We start from the raw sequence: 24,724 nt of genomic DNA, 5'->3' as shown, positions 1-24,724 counted from the left end.
ATCTGCATGCCATAAAAAATTCAGTTGTTTTTCAATGCTTTGCGATTAGCACTTCACACGTCGGGGGAAATCCCCCACTTATTCCCCACTTTTTCCCTGGGGCCACCATGCCCCAATGTTGGGGAAACCCGCCCCAGGGTTTCGATCACAACGGGGCATCCGCCGCCAGCCCCTGCAAGCGCCGGTATTGGCGCAAAACGCTGGGCACATAGCGCTGGGTTTCGGCGAACGGCGGGATCACTCCGCCACGGCTGAGAACGGCTTGCGGCCCGGCGTTGTAGGCCGCCACGGCGAGGGCAATGTCGTTGTCGAACATCGTCATCAGGCGTTTGAGGTAGCGGGCGCCGCCCTGGATGTTGGCCTTGGGGTCGTAGACGTCTTTCACGCCCATCTCGCGGGCGGTGTCGGGCATCAACTGCATCAACCCACCGGCGCCTTTGGGCGATACGGCGCTGGCGTTGTAGCTGGACTCGGTCTGGATCACCGCGTGCAACAGCGCGGCCGGCAACTGATTGTCGGTGGCGGCTTTGGATACCAGCTCGGCATAGGGTCGCGCGGCGATCATTTGCGGCTGCTGGTCGAGGCTGACCACCGTCGCCTCGGCCTCACGAATCACCCGTTCATAGTGGCGACCGGGGCGGTGGACATTGGACAGGACGAAGTTGCCCTTGGCGTCCACGGAAACGAACACATCGGCCTGAACGACGCCGGCCAGCAGCATCAAGCCGAGCATTCCTGTGGTGAGAGTTTTCATAGCTCTGTCTCCCCTGCCCGGCCCCGAAAAATGGGGGTAATGCCCCAATGGCCGGTCGTTTATCAGCCATACGCAAGCACTGTGCCGAAAGCGCGAGAGGCCGTAATACGGGGGTTGCAGGAGGACAGCAGAAGCTTGATGAGCATTTGCATGGCAATTGCATAGGCCTTTGTTGCGACCCTTCTGCCGACTGTGTGAGGTCATCATGAAACAGCGACTGCATTTCGCCCCGCGTCCTCAACGCGGGTTCACATTGCTTGAATTGTTGGTGGTGCTGGTGGTGCTGGGGCTGTTGGCCGGTATCGTGGCGCCGAAGTATTTTGCGCAACTGGGCCGGTCCGAAGTGAAAGTGGCCAAGGCGCAAATTGAAGGCCTGGGCAAAGCCCTGGACCTGTATCGCCTGGAAGTGGGCCATTACCCGTCGACCGAACAGGGCTTGCAGGCGCTGGTCACCGCGCCGAGCGACGAAACCCGTTGGACCGGCCCGTACCTGCAGAAAAAGCTGCCTCAAGACCCGTGGGGTCGTAATTACGCCTACCGCTATCCCGGCGAAAACGGCGAGTACGACCTGTTGTCGATGGGCAAGGACGGCCAACCCGGCGGCGAAGGCGAAAACGCCGAAGTCACCAGTTGGCAATGACGGTGGCGACCATGCGGTTTCACCTCAAAGCAGTCGGCAAGGCCGGTGTGGTGTCGATGACCGTCGAAGCACAGGGTCACAGCGAAGCCCGGCGCATCGCCGAGGACCAGGGCCTGCGGGTGGTCAGCCTGCACGCCGAGCGGCACTGGCGAGCGTTACGCCTCAAGCAGCGCGAGACGTTCAACCTGGTGTTGTTCAGCCAGGAACTGACGACGTTGCTCAATGCTGGGCTGCCATTGATCGATGCACTGGAAAGCCTGGCGGAAAAAGAATCGGCGCCGCAGGCCCGCAAAACCCTGAGCGAACTGGTGCGCCTGCTGTATGAAGGCAAATCCTTCTCCCAGGCCTTGAGTCAGTTGTCGGCGGTGTTCCCTCCGCTGTACGTGGCGCTGGTGCAGTCCAGCGAGAAAACCGGCGCCGTGGGCGAAGCACTGGGTCGCTACGTCAGCTATCGCCAGCGCATGGACGAAGTTCGGCAGAAGATCGTCAGCGCCTCGATCTACCCGATGCTGTTGCTGGTGGTGGGCGGCGGCGTGGTCTTGTTCCTGATGGGTTATGTGGTGCCGCGCTTCAGCCTGGTGTTCGAAGGGCTGGGGTCGAACCTGCCGTGGCTGTCGCAGATCCTGATGACCAGCGGCATGTTCCTGCACGCCCACCAGGGCGAATTCTTCGGCGCCTTCATGGCCATCATCGTCGCCCTCGCCCTGCTCCAGCGACAGCCGTCGTTCCGCCGTGGCGTGGATCGCCTGATCGAAAAACTCCCGGCGGTGCACCAGCGCATCTTCATGTACGAACTGGCGCGCTTCTACCGTTCGCTGGGGATTCTGCTGCAAGGCGGCATTCCCCTCGTCACCGCCATGGGCATGGTCCGCAACCTGCTGACGCCCGCCTCCCGCGTGCGCCTGGACCAGGCCTGCGAACGGGTGCGCGAGGGGCAATCGTTGTCGACCGCGCTGGAACTCAATCATCTGGTGACCCCGGTGTCCCTGCGTCTGCTGCGTGCCGGCGAACAATCCGGCAACCTCGGACAGATGATGGAGCGCAGCGCCGACTTCTACGACGAAGAAATCAGCCGCTGGATCGAATGGTTCGTGCGGCTGTTCGAACCGCTGCTCATGACCTTCATCGGCCTGCTGATCGGGGTGATCGTGATCCTGATGTACATCCCGATTTTCGAACTCGCTTCAAGCATCCACTGACCGCTCTGGGACAGACTTGCGCACCCATCGCATGGTTTTTTCAACTTTCGACTGAATAAAGCCGGACGTTGACGTGTTCACCCACTGAATACAGCAGCAAGTTGCAATGTTCATCAACGTTCCAAGCTGAACAAAAAGACGGAGAACGACATGCACATCAACAAGCTTTTACTGGCAGTAGCTATTGGCGCGGTCTTGTCGGCGTCTACCGTATTGATCCCGGACAGCCTGTCCGGTGTGTCGAGTGCTCAGGCGAGAGATGGTGGTAGTGGCGGCGGCGGAGGTGGTGGTGGCCACGGCGGCGGTGGCGGCGGTGGTGGCGGCGGCGGCGGCGGCCATGGTGGTGGCGGCAGTGGCGGTGGTGGCGGCGGCAATGGCGGCGGCGGTCACGGTGGCAGTGGTGGTGGCGGTAACGGCGGCGGTGGCAATGGCGGCAGCAGCGGCAGTGGTCACGGCGGCAACAGCGCTGGCAGCGGTCATAGCGGCAGCGACCATGCCTCGGGACACTCCGGCAGCACAGCCTCCAACTCCGGACGCAGCGGCACTCATTCCGAACCGGGTGACGATCATGGCGTACATCGTTCGGGTGATGACAATGGTGTCCATCGTTCGGGCGACGACAATGGCGTTCATCGCTCAGGTGATGACAATGGCGTTCATCGTTCTGGAGATGATCACGGCGTCCATCGCGCCGGGGAAATCGGTGATGATCGCGGGCTGCATGCGGCTGGTGAGCCGGGGGATGACAAACGCATCAACTGACTTGCACTAAACCTTGTAGGAGCAAAGCTTGCTCGCGATGACGGAGTGTCAGTCAACATCACTGTTGAATGGACCACCGCAATCGCGAGCAAGCTTTGCTCCTACAGGGGATCGTGCGAATTGCCGATCTACGATTCGCCCTCCGCCTGATCCAGGCGCTCACGCAAAAACCCGATCAACGCCTGCACCGGTCGCGATGACTGGCGATGCTGCGGATACACCGCCGACAGCGTCAGCGGCTCCGGCCGAAACGCGTCCAGCACCGGCACCAGCCTGCCATCTCTCAGCGCCGATCCGACGATGAAGGTTGGCAAATAGGTAATGCCCATCCCGGCAATAGCTGCGTCTCTCAGCAACTCACCATTGTTGACCCGCATCCGCCCGGTGACGTTGACGGCCAGCGGCTTGCCCTGCCCCGTGAAACGCCATTGCACCTGACGACCGTGGCCGTACGGCAGGCAGTCATGGTTGAGCAAATCTTCAGGTTTGACCGGTGTGCCGCGTTCGGCCAGATACGCCGGGCTCGCGCAATACACCCGTTCGATCGAAGCGATGCGGCGGGCGATGAGGGTCGAGTCTTCCAGCGTGCCGATGCGCAAGGCAAGGTCGTAGCCTTCACCGAGCAGGTCCACCGGGCGATCGCTCAAATCCACTTCCACGGTGACGTCACGGTAGCGCTGCAAAAAAACGGGTAGCAGGCAGCCCAGATGGGCCAATGCAAACGACAGCGGCGCACTCACACGAATGGTGCCGCGCGGTTCGGTGGTCTGGCCGGCGATGCCCTGCTCCACTTGCTCGACTTCGCTGAGCAGGCGCAGGGCTGATTCGTAGTAACTCTGCCCGAGCGGCGTGACGTCCAGGCGTCGGGTCGAACGATTGAGCAAGCGCACGCCGAGGCGCTCTTCAAGCTGCATCAGGCGTCGGCTGACGAATTGCTTGGACAGACCCAGTTGATCGGCGGCGGCCGTGAAGCTGCCGGAATCCATCACCTGGCAAAAAATACGCATGTCTTCGAACGGGTTCATTGTCACGCCTTGGTTGACGGTCAAATGCGTTATAGCGGTTTTTACCCTTTTCTGCACTCCATCATCCTGGAAAGCAAAAGATCGCAGCCTGCGGCAGCTCCTACTTTGGAATGCGTTTCCCTGTAGGAGCTGCCGCAGGCTGCGATCTTTTCAAGGGTGCCGGCCGAAGCCGACAGCCGAACACTTACTTGGCGGTAAACGTGGTGTAGCTGTTGATCAGGTTGCGGTAGTTCGGAATGCGTTCCGACAACAGGTTGGCCAGGCCTTCCATGTCGTTGCGCCAGTCGCCTTGCAGCTCGCAGGCCACGGAGAACCAGTTCAGCAGTTGTGCACCGGCCGCCGACATACGCGCCCATGCAGCTTGCTGCACGGTGGTGTTGAAGGTGCCGGAAGCATCGGTCACGACGAACACGTCAAAACCTTCCGCCAACGCCGACAGGGTCGGGAATGCCACGCATACGTCGGTCACCACACCGGCGATGATCAATTGCTTGCGACCGGTGGCCTTTACCGCTTTGACGAAGTCGGCGTTGTCCCAGGCGTTGATCTGGCCGGGACGGGCAATGAACGGCGCGTCCGGGAACTGCGCCTTGAGCTCCGGCACGATCGGGCCGTTCGGACCGCTGTCGAAACTGGTGGTGAGGATGGTCGGCAGTTCGAAGAACTTGGCGATGTCGCCCAGCGCCAGCACGTTGTTCTTGAATTCGTTGGGCGAGAAATCCTGCACCAGCGAGATCAGGCCAGTCTGGTGATCGACCAGCAGCACCACTGCATCGTCTTTGTTCAGGCGCTTGTAAGGAACGTTGCTCATGTGAAACTCCTTGGTGGATGGTTGTGACTTGAAGCGCTGACGCTGACCGCCAGCGCTTTTTTGTATTCGTCAGAAGGCAAAGCACGAGCAACCGAAGGCGCCCCAGAAACCGGCGAAATCGCTGACCGGCGCGTTCGACAGACGCGCCCGTTCATGGCTGTGGGAATGCACCGCGCACGGCCCCCTGCACTGGTGAACCTGCGCCTGCAACGGTGCGTTCGGCCGCCAGTGACCCGGCACTTTCGCCACCGGCGACCAGTCCGGCAGCACCGGCACACTGGCCGGCCCGAGTTTTTCGAAGTCACCGGCGGCGTACACCACCTTGCCGCCGACCACGGTCAACACCGACTCGATCCACTTGATCGCTTCTTCATCGACACTGAAAAAGTCCGCGCTCAACGCCGCGACGTCAGCCAGTTGCCCAACCTTGATCTGGCCCTTCTTGCCCTGCTCGGACGAGAACCAGGCGCTGCCATGCGTGAACAGTTCCAGCGCGGTTTGCCGCGACAAGCCTTCGGCATGCAACTCCATGCCGCCAACGGTGCGACCACTGACCATCCAGTACAGCGAGGTCCACGGGTTGTAACTCGACACCCGCGTGGCATCAGTGCCCGCGCCCACCGGCACACCTTCGGCGAGCATGCGTTTGATCGGCGGCGTGGCCTCGGCGGCTTTCGCGCCATAGCGCTCGACGAAGTACTCGCCCTGGAACGCCATGCGATCCTGAATCGCGATGCCGCCGCCCAACGCCCTCACCCGCTCGATGTTCTGCGGGGTGATGGTTTCGGCGTGGTCGAAAAACCACGGCAAGCCATTGAACGGAATGTCGCGGTTGACCTTCTCGAACACGTCGAGCATGCGGCTGATGGATTCGTTGTAAGTGGCGTGCAAACGGAACGGCCAGCGCTGCTCGACGAGATGGCGCACCACCGGTTCCAGTTCGTCCTCCATGCTTTGCGGCAGGTCCGGGCGCGGCTCCAGGAAGTCCTCGAAATCCGCCGCCGAGAACACCAGCATTTCCCCGGCACCGTTGTGCCGCAGGTAATCGTCGCCCTGATGCAACTTCACACTGCCGGTCCAGTTCTTGAAGTCGCTCAGCTCTTCCTTGGGCTTCTGGGTGAACAGGTTGTAGGCGATGCGCACGGTCAGTTGCTCATCCTTGGCCAACTGTTCGATCACTTGATAATCGTCCGGATAATTCTGGAAACCGCCGCCGGCATCGATGGCGCTGGTCAGGCCCAGACGATTGAGTTCGCGCATGAACTGACGGGTCGAGTTGACCTGATACTCCAGCGGCAACTTCGGCCCCTTTGCCAGGGTCGAGTAGAGAATCATCGCGTTGGGACGCGCCACCAGCATGCCGGTCGGGTTGCCGTTGGCATCGCGGACAATCTCACCGCCCGGCGGGTTCGGCGTATCGCGGGTATAACCGGCCACTCGCAGTGCGGCACGGTTGAGCAAGGCGCGGTCGTACAAGTGCAGGACGAACACCGGCGTGTCCGGTGCAGCCTGATTGAGTTCTTCGAGGGTCGGCATGCGCTTTTCGGCGAACTGGAATTCGTTCCAGCCACCGACCACCCGCACCCATTGCGGCGTCGGCGTGCGATCGGCCTGGTCCTTGAGCATGCGCAGCGCATCGGCCAGCGACGGCACGCCTTCCCAACGCAATTCGAGGTTGTAGTTCAAACCGCCACGGATCAAGTGCAGGTGCGAGTCGTTGAGACCGGGAATCACGCAACGGCCCTTGAGGTCGATTACCTGCGTGTTCGCGCCGCGCAACGCCATCGCTTCGGCATCGCTCCCCACCGCGACGAAACGCCCCTTGCTGATCGCCACGGCAGTGGCGAACGGGTTCTCGCGGTCAACGGTATGAAATTGGCCATTGAACAGAATCAGATCGGCGTTCATCGCGTTTCCTTTGGCAAATGGGAGGCGGACAGCCAGGGCGCGAACAGACGCGTCGCCATGGGCATGAAGACATACACCACCGACAGCACGATGGTCAGGGTGATCAGGAACGTGGCGACCACGTAACTGGACAGGAAGGCATTGAGCCGCAGCAGCGGCCCCCAGATCAGCGGCACCAGCAGCGTGTGCGGCAGGATCACCAGCAGCGTCACCACGGCCTGCTTCCAGCGCGGCGGTGGTGAACCGTCCTCGGCTTGGGGCGAGAACCAGAACTCGTTGACCGGATTGACCTCGGTCTGGTCGCCATCGGCGAGCATCGGCGCAGCTTCATCGACCAGCGCCTGACGCTGCGGTGAATCGAGCCAACGCTGCATCGCCTCGGTAGAACAAAAGCGTAGCACGCAGGTGTACATATCGAGGCCGGCGCTTTTGCCGCGCACCACATCCACCCCCAAATGCCCGACGTTCTGCCCGGCGACTTTGACGATGTTGCGCAGCCACGCTTCGTAAGGCACTTCGAAGCCAACCTTGACCCGATGCTTGACGATCAGCGTCACGACTTCATCAGCTCCGGGGCTGGTTGGTTCAAGTGGATTGGTATCAGACATCACGCAAGGCTCCGGCGAAACGAGCATTCAGAGTGCCGGGGCGAGGGAAGAAAAAATTGGATGTACGTGCTCTTTTTTGCGTGCGTATTGGGTTCTGGCTACGACGTAGATCCCTGTAGGAGCGAGCCTGCTCGCGATGGCGGCAGGCCAATCAACATAGATGGTGACTGGCCTGCCGCCATCGCGAGCAAGCTCGCTCCCACAAGGGTTCTGCTTTTACTGCGGGTCTATGTTGTCCAGTGCCCTATTCACCGCAAGTTCGCCGAGCATGATTATCTGCGCAATACCCAGCAGCGCATTGCGATGCGGACTGTCCAGAAACCCCGCAAGGTCACTGGCCATGATGCTGGCCGACGCCAGGGATTCGCAGGCGTGGGCCAACAGGGATTCAGTGTTGATGTCGGGAACGATGGCGAACATCGTGCTGGGTTGGCGCGGGGTTTTCGGGTCTTTCGGGGGATTGAGATGGTAATCCAGCGCACGGTCGGCGGCTTCGTGAAGCTTTTTGGGGTCGGCGCAATCGTAGGGGGAAACGTTGTCAGTGTGTGGGGGATTTGGCGTTGGTTTGATCACAGTGATGCTCCTTGATTAATGGAGCCGCCACGAATCGCTGCGAAACGAAAAAGGTGGCAGCTGTACGCAGGTTCGCAGACCGGGAATCAAGGAACCCGGCAGACCCGAAAGCCTCCCGCGCACAGCCGCCATAACGCAATGCAGTAGACGAAAAAAAGCGCCAACTGAAAGGAAACGGTGGCGCTGAGCGCCTTGATTGATCCGGGCTGCGAAACCCGATCGCTGAATTGGCAGCGACCCGACAACGATAGAATCAGGGTCCAAGGCGCACAAGCCGGCGGATTCTGGCGTAGTTGTAGGCAACGACGCAAGGTGGTGTAGCTTTCAGGAAGATACGCAGAAGGCTTTTAAACATGCCCCTGAGACCGACCGAAAGTCCCTGTAGGAGCGAGCCTGCTCGCGATGGACATCAACGATAACGTGCCCAATCTGAATGATCGCGTTGTCCGGGCGTTTTTCGCGAGCAGGCTCGCTCCTACAGTGGGTTTGGGTACATCTGGAAGAGACTGGTTGGCAGTGAGGCCGCCATCGCCAGCAGGCTGGCTCCCACAGGGCAACGGCGTACACCCATGCTTTTCACCACTCCACAGGCCGAGCGTTAGCTCGCCTGCCGCTTTTGATCCACCCGCCCCATCGGAAGGCTGAGTGGAGGCGTTTATCCGGGGGTGGGCGCGTAGCGCCGTGCGGCGAAGCCGCACACATCGAGAGGAGGTTGAAGCGAAGCCAACCGGAGGCGATGCCCCCGGATGAATGCCGGAGCGAAGGAACACCGAGCCTTAGCGAGGGGCCGTACGTAAGGGGCGAGCGTTTTTTTGCTTATTTTTTAGCTGGGCCGGCATTCCGGCGTTTGTCAAAAAAGTGAGTCGCCGTAAGGGCGAAACCATAAGCAGCCGTTACCGCAGAAATGGATATGTACTCAGTCAAAATTCCCGGTCGCCTGAAAAATAGCCATCGCCAGCAGGCTGGCTCCCACAGTGGTTCCCAGTAGACCGCAAGATCAAATCAGGCAGGCTCGGGGATATCCAGCGACACCGACATGAACTGACTGATCCGCGAGCGCAACCAGCGCTCCGCCGGATCATTGTCGTGCACCCCGCTCCAGGCCATCGACAACTGCGCCGCCTCAATCTCGAACGGCGGGTCTTCAGCGCGCAAACCGCATCCCTCGACCAATGCACATGCCGCATAATCCGGCACGGTGGCGATCATCTCGGTCCCGGCGAGCAATGCGCGCAAGCCGCTGAACTGCGGCACGCCGAGCACTACGCGGCGGCGACGCCCGACCTTGGCCAGGTCCAGGTCGATGTTGCCGCTCAGATCGCCGGAAAACGACACCATCGCATGCGGCCGCTCACAGTACTCGTCCAGCGTCAGCGGCCCCGGTCGGGTATCGCCGCGCAACACCTTGCAGGGAATGTCGCGCAGTTTTTTGCGCTTGGCATTCGCCGGCAAATCGGTGGTGTAGCTCACGCCCACGGATATTTCCCCGGATGCCAGCAACGCCGGCATCAACAGGTAGTTGGCGCGACGCACCACCACCACGATCCCCGGCGCCTCTTCCTGCAACTGGCGCAACAACGGCGGAAACAAGCCGAACTCGGCATCGTCCGACAGCCCGATGCGAAACACGTCGCAGCTGCTGGTCGGATCGAACTCCTTGGCCCGGCTGACCGCACCGGAAATCACGTCCATCGCCGGTTGCAGCTCCTTGAGAATCGCCAGCGCCCGGGCCGTTGGCTCCATGGCCCGGCCGTTGCGCAACAGCAATGGATCATCAAACAGATCGCGTAACCGGCCGAGGGCGGCACTCACCGCCGGCTGGCCCATGAACAGTTTTTCCGCGACGCGGGTCAGGTTCTTTTCGAACATCAGCGACTCGAAAATCACCAGCAGGTTCATGTCGACGCGGCGCAGATCGTTTCGGTTCATAGGCACGGGTTCCTTGTGTATTGAGCCAGGCGCGAGGGTGACGATTGTGTCTGACTTTACTCAAGACTGCCCGCACCCACCATGGAATTAACAACGTTTAACTCGCATGCCAGAGCCTTCGGATTCAAGAATGAAGCCTACCGACACGGACATTCGCCATGGCTCACTTCCAGCAAAACGCCGCCCGCGCGACAGTCACTGAAGCGCCAAAAAAAAGCGCCGGCGGCCTCAGCCCCCAGCGCGAACGGTTGGTGAAACAACTGATCCTCGAACGCCTCGGCGACAGCCTGGAGGTGACCGAACTGGCCCAGGCCTGCGCCCTCTCCCGTAGCCACTTCTCCCGCGCCTTCAAATCCAGCACCGGCCTCTCGCCTCAGGAATGGATTCGCCAGCAACGTATCGCCCGCGCCAAGCTGTTGATCCAGCACACGGACCAGAGCCTCACGCAAATCAGCCTGGAGTGCGGCTTCTGCGATCAGGCGCACTTCTGCCACATGTTTACCCGCAGCGAGGGCATTAATCCGTTTGCCTGGCGGTGCCGGGTCATGCGGGACGTAAAAAGCAAAAGATCGCAGCCTGCGGCAGCTCCTACAAGGCAATACGTACACCCGTAGGAGCTGCCGCAGGCTGCGATCTTTTGATCTTGCTTTGAACAGTCCTCAGCCCAACGGCACCAGCCGCTCCAGCGCTTCGGCCACTCCGCGCCCATAAGCCGGGTCAGCCTTGGTGCAGTTGTCGATGTGCCGCTGGCGGATCAATTGCGGTACGCCGTTCATGGCCCGCGCGGTGTTCTCGAACAACAACTGCTGGCGCGCCGGGTCCAGCAAACGGAACAGGTTGCCGGGTTGTTCGTAGTGGTCCTCTTCCAGCCGATGGTCGTAGTGCTGGGCAAAGCCTTCCAGCGGCAGCGGCGGTTCGGACAACTCCTTGGAATCCTCCCATTCGCCGACGCTGTTTGGGAAGTAACTGGCCGTGCCACCGAGGTTGCCGTCGGTGCGCATGGCGCCGTCACGGTGATAGCTGTGGTGCGGACAGCGCGGGGCGTTGACCGGGATGTGATTGAAGTTCACCCCGAGGCGATAGCGCTGGGCGTCGCCATAGGAAAACAGCCGCGCCTGGAGCATGCGGTCCGGCGAGAAACTGACACCGGGCACCACGTTGGCCGGAGAAAACGCCGCTTGTTCGATTTCGGCGAAGTGGTTCTCGGCGTTGCGATTGAGCTCCATGGTCCCGACTTCGATCAGCGGGAACTCGCCATGCGGCCAGACCTTGGTCAAGTCGAACGGGTTGTGCCGATAGGTGCTGGCCTGTGCTTCTTCCATCACCTGGATGCACAGTTTCCATTGCGGGAAATGCCCATGCTCGATGCTCTCGTACAAATCCCGCAGGTTGCTTTCACGGTCCTTGCCGACCACCACCGCTGCCTCGGCGTCCGACAGGTTTTCGATGCCTTGCTGGCAGACGAAATGAAACTTCACCCACACCCGCTGGTTGTCGCGGTCGATCAGGCTGAAGGTGTGACTGCCGAAGCCGTGCATGTGGCGGAAACTGGTGGGAATCCCGCGATCGCTCATGACGATCGTCACCTGGTGCAGCGCCTCGGGCAGCAGGGTCCAGAAATCCCAGTTGCTGGTGGCGTTGCGCAGGCCGGTGCGCGGGTCGCGCTTGACCACATGGTTGAGGTCGGAAAAACGCAGCGGGTCGCGGAAGAAAAACACCGGGGTGTTGTTGCCGACGATGTCCCAGTTGCCTTCGTCGGTGTAGAACTTCACCGCGAAACCACGGATGTCGCGCTCGGCGTCGGCGGCGCCGCGTTCACCGGCCACCGAGGAAAAACGCACGAACAGCGGGGTCTGCTTGCCCACTGAGCTGAAAATGTCGGCTTTTGTGTAACGCGTGATGTCATTGGTCACCGTGAAGGTGCCATAGGCGCCAGAGCCCTTGGCGTGCATGCGGCGTTCGGGGATCAATTCACGGTCGAAATGCGCGAGTTTTTCCAGCAACCAGATGTCTTGCAACAGCGCCGGACCGCGTGGGCCGGCGGTCTGGATGTTGAGGTTGTCGGCCACCGGGGCGCCGGTGGCGTTGGTCAGCTTCTTCATGGTCAGGTTCTCGACGGTTACAGCTCATCAGGAGCGAAAACCGGCGCGGATCTACGCCCGCGCCGGAGCGCATCAACCCTTAAGGAACGCCAGCAGATCGGCGTTGAGCTGATCCTTGTGGGTATCAGTCAAGCCATGGGGCGCACCGGGGTAGACCTTCAGCGTAGAACCTTTCACCAATCCTGCCGAAGCGATGCCCGCCGCTTCGTACGGCACCACCTGATCGGCGTCGCCATGGACAACCAGTGTGGGGATATCGAATTTTTTCAGGTCTTCGGTGAAGTCGGTTTCCGAGAACGCCTTGATGCAGTCATAGGCGTTCTTGTGGCCGGCCATCATGCCTTGCATCCAGAACCAGTCGATCATGCCCTGGGACGGTTTGGCGCCCGGTTTGTTGAAGCCGAAGAACGGACCGCTGGCGAGGTCGATGTACAGCTGCGAGCGATCCACCAGCGACGCCTGGCGAATGCCGTCGAATACTTCGACAGGCAGGCCACCGGGGTTGGCTGCGGTCTTGAGCATCAGCGGCGGCACTGCGGAAATCAGCCCGACCTTGGCCACTCGGCTGGTGCCGTGACGACCGATGTAGCGTGCCACTTCGCCGCCACCGGTGGAGAAACCGAACAGCACGGCGTCTTGCAGATCGAGCCGTTCGATCAACTGCGCCAGATCGTCGGCGTAATGGTCCATGTCGTTGCCCGACCACGGTTGGCTGGAACGGCCATGACCGCGACGGTCGTGGGCGATGACCCGGTAGCCCTGGTCGGCGAGGAAGATCATCTGCGATTCCCAGCTGTCGGCATTCAGCGGCCAGCCGTGACTGAAGACAATCGGCTGACCGGTGCCCCAGTCCTTGTAGTAAATCTCGGTGCCATCGCGGGTGGTGAACGTGCTCATGGGACGTGCTCCTTAACGTGGGGGTTGGGGGGTGAATCAATCGGCTGTGGGGCGCATTCGCTCGGCCAGTCGCGCGACCCGCTCGCCCAGGTGCGCGGCGGTGCAACGGTCCTCAAAGGGCGGGGCGAAATCGGGGGACTGCTCGACGTTGGACTGGGCCATGGCGCCCAGCGAGCTGCCGAGCCGGTTCATTTGCCCGTCGAACAGCCCGGTGGCGGAGCGTGCCGGCAGCACGTCGAGCCCGACCCAGATCATCGAATGCTGAGCGGCGAACACCGCCATCTGCTGCAAGGTATTGAGCTTGTCGCCGCACAGGCAGCCGGAATTGGTGAAACCGGCGGCCAGTTTGTCGCGCCACGGTTGCGCCAGATAGATGGACGCCGTCGCTTCCATGAATGCCTTGAAGGCGGCCGAGGCACTGCCCATGTAGGTCGGCGCACCGAAAATGATCGCGTCAGCGTGGTGCAGGTGGACCCAGTGTTCGTCGACATCCTCGACCGCAATCAGCCGGCAGATGCTGCCGGGATGTCGTTGCACACCCTGGGCCACGGCTTCGGCCAAGACCCGGGTGTGCCCGTAGCCACTGTGATAGATCACCACCACGTTGCTCATCCCGGTGTCCTTGCGATGGGTTAAACCTTCTGTAGGAGCAGAGTCTTGGGCCTGGACCGGACGCACGACGAGTTAAACGTTGTTAATTTTCCTCAATGCGCCAAAAGCCCTTCCTGCCGCTTTTCCGACGCCGCGCCCAACAAACACGCAACCCACCGACTATGCTGGGAAACCGGCAGTCGCAGCGAACACCCGGCAGTCAGCCGGCCACTGCATTGCGCTCGACAAAAAACCTGAGGAATATGCTCGAAAACCGCGATCTAGACGGATGCAACCAGGAGTGACCCGTTGACCCTTGCCCTCGAACAGGCTGTGCATTTCGGCCCCTACAGGATCTACCCCGGACAACGCCTGGTGATGGAGGCCGACCAGCCCCTGCGCCTGGGCCGACGGGCCATGGACATCCTGTTGATCCTGCTGGAACACGCCGGGAACGTGGTCAGCAAGCAGCAACTGATCGCCGAAGTCTGGCCTGACAGCGTAGTCGAAGAAATCAACCTGCGAGTGCACATGGCGGCCCTGCGCAAGGCCCTCGGCGACGGCCAGGCCGGCCAGCGCTACATCGTCACCGTAGCCCAGCGCGGGTACAGCTTTGTCGCGCCTTACTCGCTGGAACATGTCGAACAGCACCCGGCAGGCGACACGATTGAATCGAACGGTCACAACCTGCCCGTGCGTCATACCCGGCTGATCGGCCGCCAGGCGCTGGTCGACAATCTGGTGACGCAACTGCCGCGCCAGCGTTTCATCACCCTGGTCGGCCCCGGTGGCATCGGCAAGACCACCGTGGCCCTGCGCGTCGCCGAACAACTGATCGGCCGCTACCGCGACGGCATTCGCCTGCTGGACCTGGCGCCGATCAACGACCCGTTGATGATCAGCGGCCACTTGGCCACGCTGCTGGGCCTGTCCCTGCACGACAGCGAACCGATGAGTGGACTCGCCCTGTTCCTGCGCGAGCGACAGCTGCTGCTGGTCATCGACAACTGCGAACACCTGATCGACAGCGTGGCGCTGCTGTGTGAAAACCTGCTGCGTGGCGCGCCGCACGTGCACATTCTAGCCACCAGCCGCGAGAGCCTGCGGGCCGAGGGCGAATTCGTCCAGCGCCTGGAATCGCTGGACTGCCCTCCTCCGATTGCCGTGCTTGATCGCGCTCAGGCCTTGAGTTTTTCCGCGTTGCAGTTGTTCGTCGAGCGAGCCATGGCCAGTCATGACAACTTCGAACTGCACGATGCCCAATTACCGCTACTGATCGATATCTGCCGGCGCCTCGACGGAATTCCGCTGGCGCTGGAACTGGCCGCCGCGCAAGTCGCCAGCCTTGGCCTCGACGGTTTGCTCGCGCAACTGCAAGACAGTTTTCGCCTGCTCACCCACAGCAGCCAGACGACCCTCGCCCGCCATCAAACGCTGCACGCCACGCTGGACTGGAGCTTCGAACTGCTCAATGCCTGCGAACAGACTTGCTTGCGCCGACTGGGCGTGTTCCGCGGTGGCTTTACCCTGGCGTCAGCCGCTGCGGTGATCGTCGGCGAACACATCGAGCCCGGCGAAGTGTTCGGTTCGATCACGCAACTGGTGGCCAAATCCCTGTTGAGCGTGGACGTTGGCGACGAAGACGTGTTCTACCGCCTGCTCGACACCACCCGCAGCTATGCCCTGGAAAAACTCGAACAGACCACCGAACTGCCCGGCACCCGCGAACGCCACGCGCAGCGTTGCCTGACGCTGATGCAGCAAGCGCAAGAAGATTGGGAGTTGATTCCGACAGCGCTGTGGATCGAGCGTTACGCCCGAGGCCTGGAGGACATTCGCGCGGCCCTCGATTGGGGCTTGAATGCGCGGGGACCGCAGGCGCTGGCGATCCAGCTGACGGCGGCCTCCACACCGCTCTGGCAAGAACTGTCCTTGCTTCGCGAACACGGTGGTTACGTGCGCAAGGCCCTGGCCCTGCTCGATGCGGCCGCCGAGCCGTGCCCGCGTTTGAAAATGTCCCTGAAACTGGCCCTCGGCAGTGCCTGCTACCACGCCCAGGGCGGCAGCGCTGAAACCATCGGGGCTTTCGTCACCGCCAGAACCCTGGCCAAAGAGTGCAATGACGTGGTCGGCGAGTTGCGCGCCGTCTCCGGGCACATGGCGGTCAACCTCAGCTGCGGCCATTATCAAATGGCCCTGGAACAGAGCCAGCAATTCGACCGTTTGGGCCTGCATGGCGACCCGGTGCTGTCGCTGAGCACCCATCGTCTGCGGGTGCTGGCCCTACACTTTGCCGGGGATCAGCAACGCGCCCGGCTCAATGCCGAAGAAGTAATCCAGCGCATGGCCCACAGCGGCCATATCAACCGTTTCACCCACGGCTTTGGCGTGCAATACGACCAGAGCGTCGCCGCCCTGACCATCCTCGCGCGCATCCTCTGGCTGCGGGGCCAACCGGAACAGGCCTGGCGCACGGCCCGCCAGGCATTGGACATTGCCCTGCAGATCAACCACGGCACCTCGATCTGCTACACCCTGGCGCTCGCGGGTTGCCTGATCGCCCACTACAACGGCAACACCCGCACTGCCCGCGAGTTATTGCAGTTGCTGCTGGAGCAGGCGCAGAAACACTCGGTACAGCTGTTTTACAACTGGGCGCAACACTACGCGCAGGTCATTGATCGTGCCGCTGCGCCGCGCCATCCGGGTGTCGGCCTGATCAAGGAAATCATGGTCACGCTGGACACCGCGTTCGTCGATGATGATCTGCTGCAACGCGCTGACAGCGGCGCCGCCGGCTGGAGCACCGCAGAGATTCTGCGGGCTCGCGCCGATGGGTTGTTGGCTGCCGATTGCCCGGTAAAAAACTGCGTCGCCGAAACCGTGCTGATCAAGGCAATCAACGTGGCGAAATCCCAGGGCGCACTGGCCTGGGAACTGCGCAGCGCCACTTCGCTGGCGCGACTTTGGCAGCGTCAGGGCCGCTACCGCCAGGCCCATACGCTACTGGCGCCGATCTACCAGCGCTTCACCGAAGGTCATGCCACGCCCGACTTGAAGGCCGTACGACGCTTGCTCGACGAGTTACAGAGCGACGTGCCGGTCTGACGGTTGCTGCGTATGACTGATGTAACCGGCATAGCGCATTTCGACCGAGCGCAACGCGCCACTGTGTTCAAGTTTTTCCAGGGCATAACTGCGCGTGGTGTTGAGGAAGCGGAATCGACTCACGCCGTTACCCTGCTCCAGTGACAACAGCGACTTGAGCACAAGACTGTCCATCACGCCGTTCAGGTTCGCTGGCAGCAATGTGGCGCAACTGACGACGCCCATCGCCGCGTCCAGGGTGAACGCTGACTTGAACACCGCCAGGCGCTGCAACACGGTTTGCTCAGCCGGGCTCAGCCGTTCGTAGCTCCAGTCGAGCGCGGCCTTGAGGGTCTGGTGTCGCGGGACGGCCGTGCGCCGACCTTGGGTCAGCAGTTGAAAACAGTTGTCCAGTTGCGCTTGCAACCCCACCAGCGCCAGCGCGTCGATCTGCGCCGCCGCCAGCTCGATCGCCAGGGGCAAACCATCGAGCCGTCGACAGATTTCGCGTACAGCCTTGAGGTCCTGTTCGCGCAGAGCAAACCCTTGCTGACGGGCCCGGGCACGGCTGACGAACAGCTGCACCGCCGAATACCCCATGAACTCCTCGATGCTGCGTAACGCCGAGACGGGCGGCACCACCAGCGGCGGCAACGGCAGGAGTGTTTCGCCGCTCGCCAGCAGCTGCTCGCGGCTGGTGACCAGAATCGACAAGCGTGGCGCCGAGGCCAGCAGCGCTTCGATCAGGGTCCGGCAGCGTTCCAGCAAATGTTCGCAGTTATCGAGGATCAATAACGCATGCCATTGCCCGAGCGCCTCCAGGGTGGTGCCGACGTTCAATCCCAGGGTTCGCGTCAGGTGATCGACCAACTGCGCGGGGTCATCGATGGTGGCCAGGTCCACCAGCCACACGCCTTCGCGATAATGCTGTAACAGCAGTTCACCGACCCGCAGCGCGACGGTGGTCTTGCCGATGCCACACGGCCCGACCAGGGTCATGAAGCGCCGCACCGGCAACTGCCGCACGAGACTGCCGACTACCGCATCACGCCCGGTGACCGGGGTCAGCCGCGCCGGCAGGTTATGTTGGGGTTTGTGCAGGTTTTCAAGCGAGATCGGCGTGAGCTCCGATGCCTGCTGTACCGGCGCGACAAAGCTGTAGCCGCGCTGGGGAATATTGACGATGTAGCAATGGCCGTTCTGCCCGTCGCGAAAGGCCCGTCGCAGGGCGGCAATGTGCACCCGCAGGTTGATCTCCTCGACCACCGAGCGCGGCCAGACCTGTGCGATCAGTTCCTCTTTGCTGACCACCGAGCCCGCGTGTTCGACCAGCACCTGCAAGATATCCAGCGCCCGCCCACCCAGCCGCAGCGGTTGATCGCCTTCCAGAACCAGTCGCTGATTCAGGTGGAACGCGTAGGGGCCGAAGCGCAGCACCGTGTCGCTGTGTAAGTCTCTAATGCTGTTCATGCACGTTCACCCGCCGGGAGCCTGCTCGGCACGCGAGTCCATCCAGGCTCCGTACCTTCCTTGCAATGAGTTCTCGGCTATCTTGGCAGGCCTCGGTGACGGTACAACTGCCACGGGAGGAGCGTACCGGCCATAACGGTGCGCACAACGGCCAAGGGCGCTAGCTGAACTGCTCGCGGTACTGGGTCGGGGTCAGGCCGAGTTTTTCACTGAACAAAAAACGCATGTGTCGCACGCTGCCGAAGCCGCTTTTGAAAGCCACGGTCTTGAGTGGCAGCTCCGTGGTTTCCAGCAGGTTGCGCGCGCTATCGATGCGCGCACTTTGCAGGAACTCCATGGGCGTCATGCCCACTTCACGGGCGAAGACCCTGGCGAAGTGACGCGGGCTCATGGCGGCCAGACCGGCCATGCGTTCGATGCCGAAGGTTTCGTCGAGGTGTTCGAGCACATGGTTCTGCACCCGGGTGATCGCCGTTTCGTGAGGCGCCACCGCCGCCATCAACGGACTGAACTGCGCCTGGCCACCCTGGCGTTTCATCACCACCAACAACACTTTGGCCACGTCCTGGGCGACTTTCTTGCCATGGTCCCGAGCGACCACCGACAACGCCAGGTCGATCCCGGCCGTGACGCCGCCGGAGGTGATCAGGTTGCGGTCCTGAATGAAGATCTGGTCAGTCTCGACGGTGGCCGTCGGGAACGCCTTGATCAGCCGCTCGGTGTAATGCCAGTGCGTCGTCACCCGATAGCCGTCGAGCAACCCCGCATGCCCCAATACGAAGGCCCCGGTGCAGATCGAGCCATAACCGGCGGACCGGCCGACGTTGTGCCTGAGCCAGTCGAGCAGCGGCGGATGGTTTTCGTTGTAGGCACCGGGACCACCGGGCACCAGCAACAGGTCATAGCCGTCGCAGGCCTGATCGATGTGCACATCAGCGTGCACGCTCACCCCGTTGGACGCCCGCAGTGCACCGGGCTCGGTGCCGATGGTCGACAGCACATAATGATCGTCGGGTTTCAGGTAACGGTTGGCGATGGAAAACACCTCCATCGGCCCGGCCATGTCGAGCAGGAGGAAGTTGGGGAACAGCACCATTGCCACGGTTTTCATGGGTTAAAGATCACAGTAATTGAACAAAAGGCTTAGCGAACGCGGTTCCCTGTGGGAGCGAGCTTGCTCGCGATAGCGGTGGATCAGTCGACGCACCTATTGAATGTGAAGCCGCCATCGCGAGCAAGCTCGCTCGCACAGGTTTTGTGCAAACACCGGTGGTTCATGTGACCTACAACTGTCAACTCAATCGAGACAGTCTTTCAATTTTCATCTACTTATTGCACCAACCAGTAACCATTAACCTTCTCCTCACTCGGACGAATCAACGTCCCCGCAGGAGAATTCATCATGCTGACCCTTCGCAAAGCTTCTGATCGTGGCATGGCCAACCATGGCTGGTTGAAGTCGTTCCACACCTTTTCCTTCGCCAACTACCGCAACCCGAAAGAACAGGGTTTTTCCGACCTGCTGGTGATCAACGATGACCGCGTCGCCGCCGGTAAAGGTTTCGGCCAGCACCCGCACCGCGACATGGAGATTTTTTCCTATGTGCTCGAAGGTGCGCTGGAACACAAGGACACCCTGGGCACCGGCTCGGTGATCCGTCCCGGCGACGTGCAGTTGATGAGTGCCGGCAGCGGCGTGGCGCACAGTGAATACAACCACTCGGACAAGCGGCCCGTGCACTTCCTGCAAATCTGGATCGTACCGGAGGTCAGCGGCGCCAAACCGCGCTACCAGCAAGAGCACTTCAGCACGCAGAAAAAACGCGGTCGCCTGCAACTGATCATCTCGCCCGACGGCGCCAAGGGTTCGCTGAAGGTTCGCCAGGATGCGCGGGTGTATGCCGCCCTGATCGACGGCAAGGAAAGCGCCACCCTGGAACTGGCCGCCGACCGCTACGCCTACGTGCATGTGGCACGGGGCAGTGTCGAGCTCAACGGCCAGCCGTTGCAGGAAGGCGATGGTGTGCGGGTTCGCAAGGAACAGGTGCTGACGTTGTGCAACGGTGTGGATGCCGAAGTATTGGTGTTCGACTTGCGCCCGCAAGAGTTGCCGGAAATGCCGTAACAGCTACACCAAAAACCCTGTAGGAGCGAGCCTGCTCGCGATAGCGGTGGATCAGTCAACATCAATGTTGGCTGACAGACCGCCATCGCGAGCAGGCTCGCTCCTACAGGGTTCATTCACCAGTACCGGAAAACCCCGCCACAATCTCGTCAATCACCGCCCGCACCCTCGCGGTATGCCGCAGGTCCGCATGGGTCACCAGCCACACGTCATACGGCATCGGTCGCGTACGTTCCGGCCACAGCCTGACCAGCCCGTCCCTCTCCCCCACGTACAGCGGAATCTCCCCGATCCCGATCCCCGCAGCAATCGACCGTCGCACCAGCAAACTGGAACTCAGGCTCGAAACAATCCGCCCGCGCCCCAGCGACTCGCCGACCAGCGTCATGTCCTTGCCACTTTGCAAATATGGCTGATACACCACCAGATCATGCCTATCGAACGCCGATCCCGGTTCCGGGATGCCATGCGCGTCGACGTAGGCTTGCGAAGCAAACAGACCCAACGGCCAACGGGCGATCCGCCGGGCGATCAGGTCCGGGTTTTCCGGCCGGGTATTGCGCACCGCGATGTCGGCCTCCCGCTTGGCCAGGCTGAGGATTTGCGTCGAGGCGTCCAGTTGCACTCGCACGTCCGGGTGTTGCTGATGCAGACGGGCGATGGCCGGGATCAGGAAGTCGATCGCCAGTGAGTCAGTGGTGGTGACCCGCACGGTGCCCGTCAACCGATCATCCAGCCCCTGAATACGCCGCTCCAGCTCCAGCGCCGAATGCTCCATTTTCTCCACGGCTTTCAACGCCGCTTCACCAACAGCCGTAAGCGCATAACCCTCGGACGTGCGCAAAAACAACGTCGCGTTCAACGACTTTTCCAGCGCAGTGATGCGCCGGCCGACCGTCGCCTGATCCACCCCCAGCACCCGTGCCGCGCCCCTGAGCGTCGACTCGCGACACACCGCGAGAAACACCCGTGCGTCATCCCAATTCATAGGGTCCTCCAAGTGATGCATATGCGCATCACAATAGCGCGAAATCGCTGCGTTATTGCAATGCAAGATCTGGATAAGCTGGGGGCCAGAGAAATTCCTTCAGGAGAGCATTCATGCTCAGCCCCTCGACCACTCCACGCCAAGGGATCTGGCTGCCGATCTTTGCCGGCCTGTGCGCCAGTCTGGTCAGTATTGGCCTGGCGCGTTTTGCCTACACGCCGTTGATTCCCTCGCTGATCCAGGCCCACTGGTTTTCCGCCAGCGACGTGGTGTACCTCGGCGCCGCCAACCTGGTGGGTTACTTGATTGGTGCGCTGATCGGCCATCCATTGGCGCGGCGCACGTCCAACAAAACCGCATTGCGCCTGATGATGCTGGCAGCGACCCTGGCGTTTTTCGCTTGTGCCTTTCCGCTGTCAGTGAGCTGGTTTTTCGGCTGGCGCCTGCTGTCCGGCATTGCCGGTGGCGCGATCATGGTGCTGGTGGCGGCAACCGTACTGCCACACGTCCCGGCCTCACGCAAAGGGTTGGCCAGTGGTGCAATTTTTCTTGGGATCGGGCTGGGCATCGCCGGGTCGGGGACGATCGTGCCGCCGCTGTTGAGCCTGGGCTTGCAGCAAACCTGGCTCGGCCTTGGCGTGCTGGCGTTGATCCTGACGGCGGTCAGCTGGTTTGGCTGGCCGTCAGCCGCGCCCCGTGCAACGACGACGCTCGCCGATGCCACGCCGATATCGATCAACCCGAAGGTCTACCTGCTGTTTGCCCAATACGCGCTCATGGCGGCCGGGCTGGTGCCGGCCATGGTGTTCCTGGTGGATTACGTGGCCCGCGGCCTCGGTGCCGGGCAGCATGTCGGTGGCCTGATCTGGGTGATGTACGGGTTCGGCGCCATTCTCGGGCCGGTCAGCTACGGTTTTTTGGCCGATCGACTGGGCGCGCAGATGAGCATTCGCCTGGTGCTGCTGGTACAAGCAATTGCCCTCGGCCTGCTGTCGATTTGCAGCGCTTTCGCGGCGCTGGCATTGCTGGCGGTGATCCTCGGCTCGTTCCCGCCAGGCATCGTGCCGCTGGGGTTGGCCCGGGTTCATGAACTGGTTTCCGAACATCATCAACAACAGATCGCCTGGAGCCGCGCCACCGTATCGTTCGCCACTTTCCAGGCCATCGCCGGGTTCGCCTACTCGGCGCTGTTCAACGCCAGCGGCGGGCATCATGGTTTGATGTTTGTGATTGCGGCGGGCGCGATTGTTGTGGCGCTGTTGCTGGAATTGGCAGTGCGTTTGCCGGTCCGTCGTAATCCACTCATTGCGATGAGCCACCCTTGAAGATCAAAAGATCGCAGCCTTCGGCAGCTCCTACGGGATACGCACTCCATGTAGGAGCTGTCGAGTGAAACGAGGCTGCGATCTTTTGATTCTGCGCGCCAAGGCGCGGTCCCATTTATCGAACACTTTGCATAGAGGTATATGAAATGAGTTTGCCTAAAAGCATGACCCAGATCGAAATCACCCAACCCGGTGCCCCCGAAGTCCTGCAACCGCGTCAGGTCCCCGTGCCCACGGCGGGTGCCGGTGAAGTGCTGATCCGCGTGCACGCCGCCGGGGTCAATCGTCCGGATGTGCTGCAACGCGCCGGCAAATACCCGATGAAACCCGGCATGAACCCGATCCCGGGACTGGAAGTGGCCGGTGAAGTGGTGGCCGTCGGCGCCGGTGTCAGCGCTTTTGTCGTTGGCGACAAAGTCTGTGCGCTGACCAATGGCGGCGGTTATGCGCAGTATTGCGTGGTTCCGGCCAGCCAGACGTTGCCGATCCCCGCAGGCATGGACTGGCTAGAGGCTGCGGCGATTCCGGAAACGTTCTTCACCGTATGGGCCAACCTGTTTGAAATGGGCGGCGCCCGTAAAGGTCTGCGCGCGTTGATTCACGGTGGCACCAGCGGCATCGGCACCACCGCGTTGATGCTCTGCCGCGAGTTCGGCATCGAGGCCTTCGCAACCGCGGGCAGCGCAGACAAATGTGCAGTGATTGGCCAACTGGGGGCCGAAGCGATCAATTACCGCGAGCAGGACTTCGCTCAGGTCATTGCGGAAAAAACCGCTGGGCGCGGCGTCGATGTCGTGCTCGACATCATGGGCGGTTCGTACCTGAATCAGAATATCGCGGCATTGGGCATGGAAGGCCGGCTGGTGATGCTGGGGTTCCTCGGCGGTGCGGTGGCCAAGGACGTGGATCTGCTGGCAATCATGGCCAAACGCGCCATCGTCACCGGCTCACTGCTGCGCTCGCGCACCCGCGAAGAAAAAGCCGCGATCGCGCAACAGCTGCGCGAGCACGTATGGCCGGTGTTGGCGACCGGTCGCTGCCTGCCGATGATCGACAAGGTGTTCCCGCTGACCGATGCATCGCTGGCACATACGCGAATGGAGGCCGGCGATCACATCGGCAAGATTGTCTTGAACGTTCCTCAGTAACCGTCGCCCGCCGCCTGAGCGCCGCCGATGATGGCGATGCCGGAACTGGTGCCCAAGCGTGTGGCACCCGCTTCGATCATCGCCAGCGCGGTCGGGTAATCGCGCACCCCACCCGAGGCCTTCACGCCAACCCCGGCACCCACTATGCGACGCATCAGCGCCACATCTTCCACGGTGGCGCCGCTGCGGCTGAAACCGGTGGAGGTCTTGACGAACGCAACGTCCAGCTCACGGCAGATCTCGCAGGCCTTCACTTTTTCGGCGTCGTTGAGCAGGCAGGTTTCCAGGATGACCTTCAGCGGCACGCTGCCGCAGGCCTGTTTGACCAGAGCGATATCGCTGTGAACCTGATCGAACAGGCCATCCTTTAACCAACCGATGTTCAACACCATGTCGATCTCCCCCGCTCCGGCGGCAATCGCCCGCTCGGCCTCGAAGGCTTTGCTGTTACTGAGCCCGGCTCCCAAGGGAAAGCCGACCACCGACACCACCTTGACGTTTTGCCCGGCCAGGCACTGCGCCGCATGGGGTACTTGCCCGGAGTTCACGCAGACCGAATAGAAGCCGTGCTCTTGCGCCTCACGGCACAGGGTTGCGATTTGCTCGCGGGAAGCGTCGGGCGCCAGCAAGGTATGATCGATGAATTGCGCCAGGGCTTGGGGTTCGAGGTGTGCCATCGCAAAAACTCCTGTTTGTGTATTCAAATGCCCCTGCGCCACAATCGAGGATCAATCGCGCAAAAACGTTACTTATTTCACAATTAATGTTACTTATTTAACATC

General features: G+C 61.6%; 22 protein-coding genes. 8 read left to right on the top strand and 14 right to left on the bottom strand.

Annotated features, from left to right (window positions below; all coding sequences use genetic code 11):
- Positions 1–145 precede the first annotated feature (145 nt).
- The gene (locus V6Z53_RS13370; protein WP_338585983.1) at positions 146–754 is read right to left on the bottom strand and encodes a lytic transglycosylase domain-containing protein; all 609 of its coding nucleotides are present in this window, start codon (positions 752–754) and stop codon (positions 146–148) included.
- A 205-nt stretch (positions 755–959) separates the two neighbouring features.
- On the opposite strand from V6Z53_RS13370, the gene gspG reads away from it, so the two are divergent.
- From gspG to V6Z53_RS13355, 3 genes are all read left to right on the top strand, one after another.
- Positions 960–1,394 (top strand): type II secretion system major pseudopilin GspG, encoded by a 435-nt coding sequence (gspG, locus tag V6Z53_RS13365; RefSeq protein WP_338585982.1) that lies wholly within the window; start codon positions 960–962, stop codon positions 1,392–1,394.
- Between the two features lie 11 nt (positions 1,395–1,405).
- The gene (locus V6Z53_RS13360; RefSeq protein ID WP_338585981.1) at positions 1,406–2,593 is read left to right on the top strand and encodes a type II secretion system F family protein; all 1,188 of its coding nucleotides are present in this window, start codon (positions 1,406–1,408) and stop codon (positions 2,591–2,593) included.
- Positions 2,594–2,743: 150 nt separating this feature from the next.
- Positions 2,744–3,355, top strand: a complete 612-nt coding sequence (locus tag V6Z53_RS13355) for a hypothetical protein (protein WP_338585979.1) — start codon at positions 2,744–2,746, stop codon at positions 3,353–3,355.
- A 128-nt stretch (positions 3,356–3,483) separates the two neighbouring features.
- On the opposite strand, the gene V6Z53_RS13350 is transcribed toward V6Z53_RS13355, so the two are convergent.
- From V6Z53_RS13350 to V6Z53_RS13325, 6 genes are all read right to left on the bottom strand, one after another.
- Positions 3,484–4,380, bottom strand: coding sequence for a LysR family transcriptional regulator (locus V6Z53_RS13350; RefSeq protein WP_338585978.1), 897 nt, complete (start codon positions 4,378–4,380; stop codon positions 3,484–3,486).
- 184 nt (positions 4,381–4,564) lie between these two features.
- Entirely contained in the window at positions 4,565–5,191 is a 627-nt protein-coding gene (gene ycaC / locus V6Z53_RS13345) for an isochorismate family cysteine hydrolase YcaC (protein ID WP_338585977.1), read from the bottom strand.
- Positions 5,192–5,260: 69 nt separating this feature from the next.
- Positions 5,261–7,099: an amidohydrolase gene (locus V6Z53_RS13340; protein ID WP_338585976.1), complete on the bottom strand. Its 1,839-nt coding sequence runs from the start codon at positions 7,097–7,099 to the stop codon at positions 5,261–5,263.
- Positions 7,096–7,707 carry an antibiotic biosynthesis monooxygenase gene (locus V6Z53_RS13335; RefSeq protein WP_338585975.1) on the bottom strand — a complete coding sequence of 204 codons (612 nt, stop codon included), beginning with the start codon at positions 7,705–7,707 and terminating at the stop codon, positions 7,096–7,098. Before V6Z53_RS13335 ends, V6Z53_RS13340 begins: the two co-directional genes overlap by 4 nt.
- Before the next feature lie 216 nt (positions 7,708–7,923).
- The gene (locus tag V6Z53_RS13330; RefSeq protein WP_338585974.1) at positions 7,924–8,280 is read right to left on the bottom strand and encodes a DUF6124 family protein; all 357 of its coding nucleotides are present in this window, start codon (positions 8,278–8,280) and stop codon (positions 7,924–7,926) included.
- Positions 8,281–9,282: 1,002 nt separating this feature from the next.
- A complete protein-coding gene (locus V6Z53_RS13325) occupies positions 9,283–10,209 on the bottom strand; it encodes a LysR substrate-binding domain-containing protein (RefSeq protein ID WP_338585973.1) in 927 nt (308 codons plus the stop codon).
- 158 nt (positions 10,210–10,367) lie between these two features.
- Here V6Z53_RS13325 and V6Z53_RS13320 point away from each other — a divergent pair, with 158 nt between their 5' ends.
- Complete coding sequence (locus V6Z53_RS13320; protein WP_338585972.1) at positions 10,368–10,823, top strand: AraC family transcriptional regulator; 456 nt, start codon at positions 10,368–10,370, stop codon at positions 10,821–10,823.
- A 45-nt stretch (positions 10,824–10,868) separates the two neighbouring features.
- On the opposite strand, the gene V6Z53_RS13315 is transcribed toward V6Z53_RS13320, so the two are convergent.
- The 3 genes from V6Z53_RS13315 to V6Z53_RS13305 form a co-directional block, all read right to left on the bottom strand.
- Positions 10,869–12,311: a catalase gene (locus V6Z53_RS13315; RefSeq protein ID WP_338585971.1), complete on the bottom strand. Its 1,443-nt coding sequence runs from the start codon at positions 12,309–12,311 to the stop codon at positions 10,869–10,871.
- Positions 12,312–12,383: 72 nt separating this feature from the next.
- On the bottom strand, positions 12,384–13,208 hold the full coding sequence (locus tag V6Z53_RS13310; RefSeq protein WP_338585970.1) for an alpha/beta hydrolase: 825 nt from the start codon (positions 13,206–13,208) through the stop codon (positions 12,384–12,386).
- A 36-nt stretch (positions 13,209–13,244) separates the two neighbouring features.
- A complete protein-coding gene (locus V6Z53_RS13305; RefSeq protein ID WP_338585969.1) occupies positions 13,245–13,820 on the bottom strand; it encodes a flavodoxin family protein in 576 nt (191 codons plus the stop codon).
- Between the two features lie 288 nt (positions 13,821–14,108).
- Between V6Z53_RS13305 and V6Z53_RS13300 the strand changes: the two genes are divergently transcribed.
- Positions 14,109–16,907: a winged helix-turn-helix domain-containing protein gene (locus V6Z53_RS13300; protein WP_338585967.1), complete on the top strand. Its 2,799-nt coding sequence runs from the start codon at positions 14,109–14,111 to the stop codon at positions 16,905–16,907.
- Here the strand turns inward: V6Z53_RS13300 and V6Z53_RS13295 are convergent.
- Positions 16,884–18,356: a winged helix-turn-helix domain-containing protein gene (locus V6Z53_RS13295; protein WP_338585966.1), complete on the bottom strand. Its 1,473-nt coding sequence runs from the start codon at positions 18,354–18,356 to the stop codon at positions 16,884–16,886. The two genes, V6Z53_RS13300 and V6Z53_RS13295, sit on opposite strands and share 24 nt — an antisense overlap.
- 160 nt (positions 18,357–18,516) lie before the next feature.
- Entirely contained in the window at positions 18,517–19,467 is a 951-nt protein-coding gene (locus V6Z53_RS13290; protein ID WP_338585965.1) for a GlxA family transcriptional regulator, read from the bottom strand.
- 291 nt (positions 19,468–19,758) lie between these two features.
- On the opposite strand from V6Z53_RS13290, the gene V6Z53_RS13285 reads away from it, so the two are divergent.
- Positions 19,759–20,481 carry a pirin family protein gene (locus V6Z53_RS13285; RefSeq protein WP_338585964.1) on the top strand — a complete coding sequence of 241 codons (723 nt, stop codon included), beginning with the start codon at positions 19,759–19,761 and terminating at the stop codon, positions 20,479–20,481.
- Between the two features lie 112 nt (positions 20,482–20,593).
- Here the strand turns inward: V6Z53_RS13285 and V6Z53_RS13280 are convergent, their stop codons facing one another.
- Complete coding sequence (locus V6Z53_RS13280; RefSeq protein WP_338585963.1) at positions 20,594–21,469, bottom strand: LysR family transcriptional regulator; 876 nt, start codon at positions 21,467–21,469, stop codon at positions 20,594–20,596.
- A 113-nt stretch (positions 21,470–21,582) separates the two neighbouring features.
- Between V6Z53_RS13280 and V6Z53_RS13275 the strand changes: the two genes are divergently transcribed.
- Together V6Z53_RS13275 and V6Z53_RS13270 are read left to right on the top strand one after the other, a co-directional pair.
- The gene (locus V6Z53_RS13275) at positions 21,583–22,794 is read left to right on the top strand and encodes a YbfB/YjiJ family MFS transporter (protein WP_338585962.1); all 1,212 of its coding nucleotides are present in this window, start codon (positions 21,583–21,585) and stop codon (positions 22,792–22,794) included.
- A gap of 146 nt (positions 22,795–22,940) precedes the next feature.
- The gene (locus V6Z53_RS13270; RefSeq protein WP_338585961.1) at positions 22,941–23,942 is read left to right on the top strand and encodes an NAD(P)H-quinone oxidoreductase; all 1,002 of its coding nucleotides are present in this window, start codon (positions 22,941–22,943) and stop codon (positions 23,940–23,942) included.
- Here V6Z53_RS13270 and deoC read toward each other — a convergent pair.
- Positions 23,936–24,619 carry a deoxyribose-phosphate aldolase gene (gene deoC / locus V6Z53_RS13265; RefSeq protein ID WP_338585960.1) on the bottom strand — a complete coding sequence of 228 codons (684 nt, stop codon included), beginning with the start codon at positions 24,617–24,619 and terminating at the stop codon, positions 23,936–23,938. The genes V6Z53_RS13270 and deoC overlap by 7 nt on opposite strands.
- Positions 24,620–24,724 lie beyond the last annotated feature (105 nt).

The sequence above is a fragment of the Pseudomonas sp. MAG733B genome, from assembly GCF_036884845.1.
GTDB lineage: Bacteria > Pseudomonadota > Gammaproteobacteria > Pseudomonadales > Pseudomonadaceae > Aquipseudomonas.
The sequence above is the reverse complement of the archived record's forward strand: the minus strand, read 5'-3'. Positions and strand labels throughout refer to the sequence as shown.

What these genes read in the sequence shown, in the direction of transcription:
- V6Z53_RS13370 (WP_338585983.1), bottom strand. Translation starts at nt 754, where the DNA reads ATGAAAACTCTCACCACAGGAATGCTCGGCTTGATGCTGCTGGCCGGC.
- gspG (WP_338585982.1), top strand. Translation starts at nt 960, where the DNA reads ATGAAACAGCGACTGCATTTCGCCCCGCGTCCTCAACGCGGGTTCACA.
- V6Z53_RS13360 (WP_338585981.1), top strand. Translation starts at nt 1,406, where the DNA reads ATGCGGTTTCACCTCAAAGCAGTCGGCAAGGCCGGTGTGGTGTCGATG.
- V6Z53_RS13355 (WP_338585979.1), top strand. Translation starts at nt 2,744, where the DNA reads ATGCACATCAACAAGCTTTTACTGGCAGTAGCTATTGGCGCGGTCTTG.
- V6Z53_RS13350 (WP_338585978.1), bottom strand. Translation starts at nt 4,380, where the DNA reads ATGAACCCGTTCGAAGACATGCGTATTTTTTGCCAGGTGATGGATTCC.
- ycaC (WP_338585977.1), bottom strand. Translation starts at nt 5,191, where the DNA reads ATGAGCAACGTTCCTTACAAGCGCCTGAACAAAGACGATGCAGTGGTG.
- V6Z53_RS13340 (WP_338585976.1), bottom strand. Translation starts at nt 7,099, where the DNA reads ATGAACGCCGATCTGATTCTGTTCAATGGCCAATTTCATACCGTTGAC.
- V6Z53_RS13335 (WP_338585975.1), bottom strand. Translation starts at nt 7,707, where the DNA reads ATGTCTGATACCAATCCACTTGAACCAACCAGCCCCGGAGCTGATGAA.
- V6Z53_RS13325 (WP_338585973.1), bottom strand. Translation starts at nt 10,209, where the DNA reads ATGAACCGAAACGATCTGCGCCGCGTCGACATGAACCTGCTGGTGATT.
- V6Z53_RS13320 (WP_338585972.1), top strand. Translation starts at nt 10,368, where the DNA reads ATGGCTCACTTCCAGCAAAACGCCGCCCGCGCGACAGTCACTGAAGCG.
- V6Z53_RS13315 (WP_338585971.1), bottom strand. Translation starts at nt 12,311, where the DNA reads ATGAAGAAGCTGACCAACGCCACCGGCGCCCCGGTGGCCGACAACCTC.
- V6Z53_RS13310 (WP_338585970.1), bottom strand. Translation starts at nt 13,208, where the DNA reads ATGAGCACGTTCACCACCCGCGATGGCACCGAGATTTACTACAAGGAC.
- V6Z53_RS13305 (WP_338585969.1), bottom strand. Translation starts at nt 13,820, where the DNA reads ATGAGCAACGTGGTGGTGATCTATCACAGTGGCTACGGGCACACCCGG.
- V6Z53_RS13295 (WP_338585966.1), bottom strand. Translation starts at nt 18,356, where the DNA reads ATGAACAGCATTAGAGACTTACACAGCGACACGGTGCTGCGCTTCGGC.
- V6Z53_RS13290 (WP_338585965.1), bottom strand. Translation starts at nt 19,467, where the DNA reads ATGAAAACCGTGGCAATGGTGCTGTTCCCCAACTTCCTCCTGCTCGAC.
- V6Z53_RS13285 (WP_338585964.1), top strand. Translation starts at nt 19,759, where the DNA reads ATGCTGACCCTTCGCAAAGCTTCTGATCGTGGCATGGCCAACCATGGC.
- V6Z53_RS13280 (WP_338585963.1), bottom strand. Translation starts at nt 21,469, where the DNA reads ATGAATTGGGATGACGCACGGGTGTTTCTCGCGGTGTGTCGCGAGTCG.
- V6Z53_RS13275 (WP_338585962.1), top strand. Translation starts at nt 21,583, where the DNA reads ATGCTCAGCCCCTCGACCACTCCACGCCAAGGGATCTGGCTGCCGATC.
- V6Z53_RS13270 (WP_338585961.1), top strand. Translation starts at nt 22,941, where the DNA reads ATGAGTTTGCCTAAAAGCATGACCCAGATCGAAATCACCCAACCCGGT.
- deoC (WP_338585960.1), bottom strand. Translation starts at nt 24,619, where the DNA reads ATGGCACACCTCGAACCCCAAGCCCTGGCGCAATTCATCGATCATACC.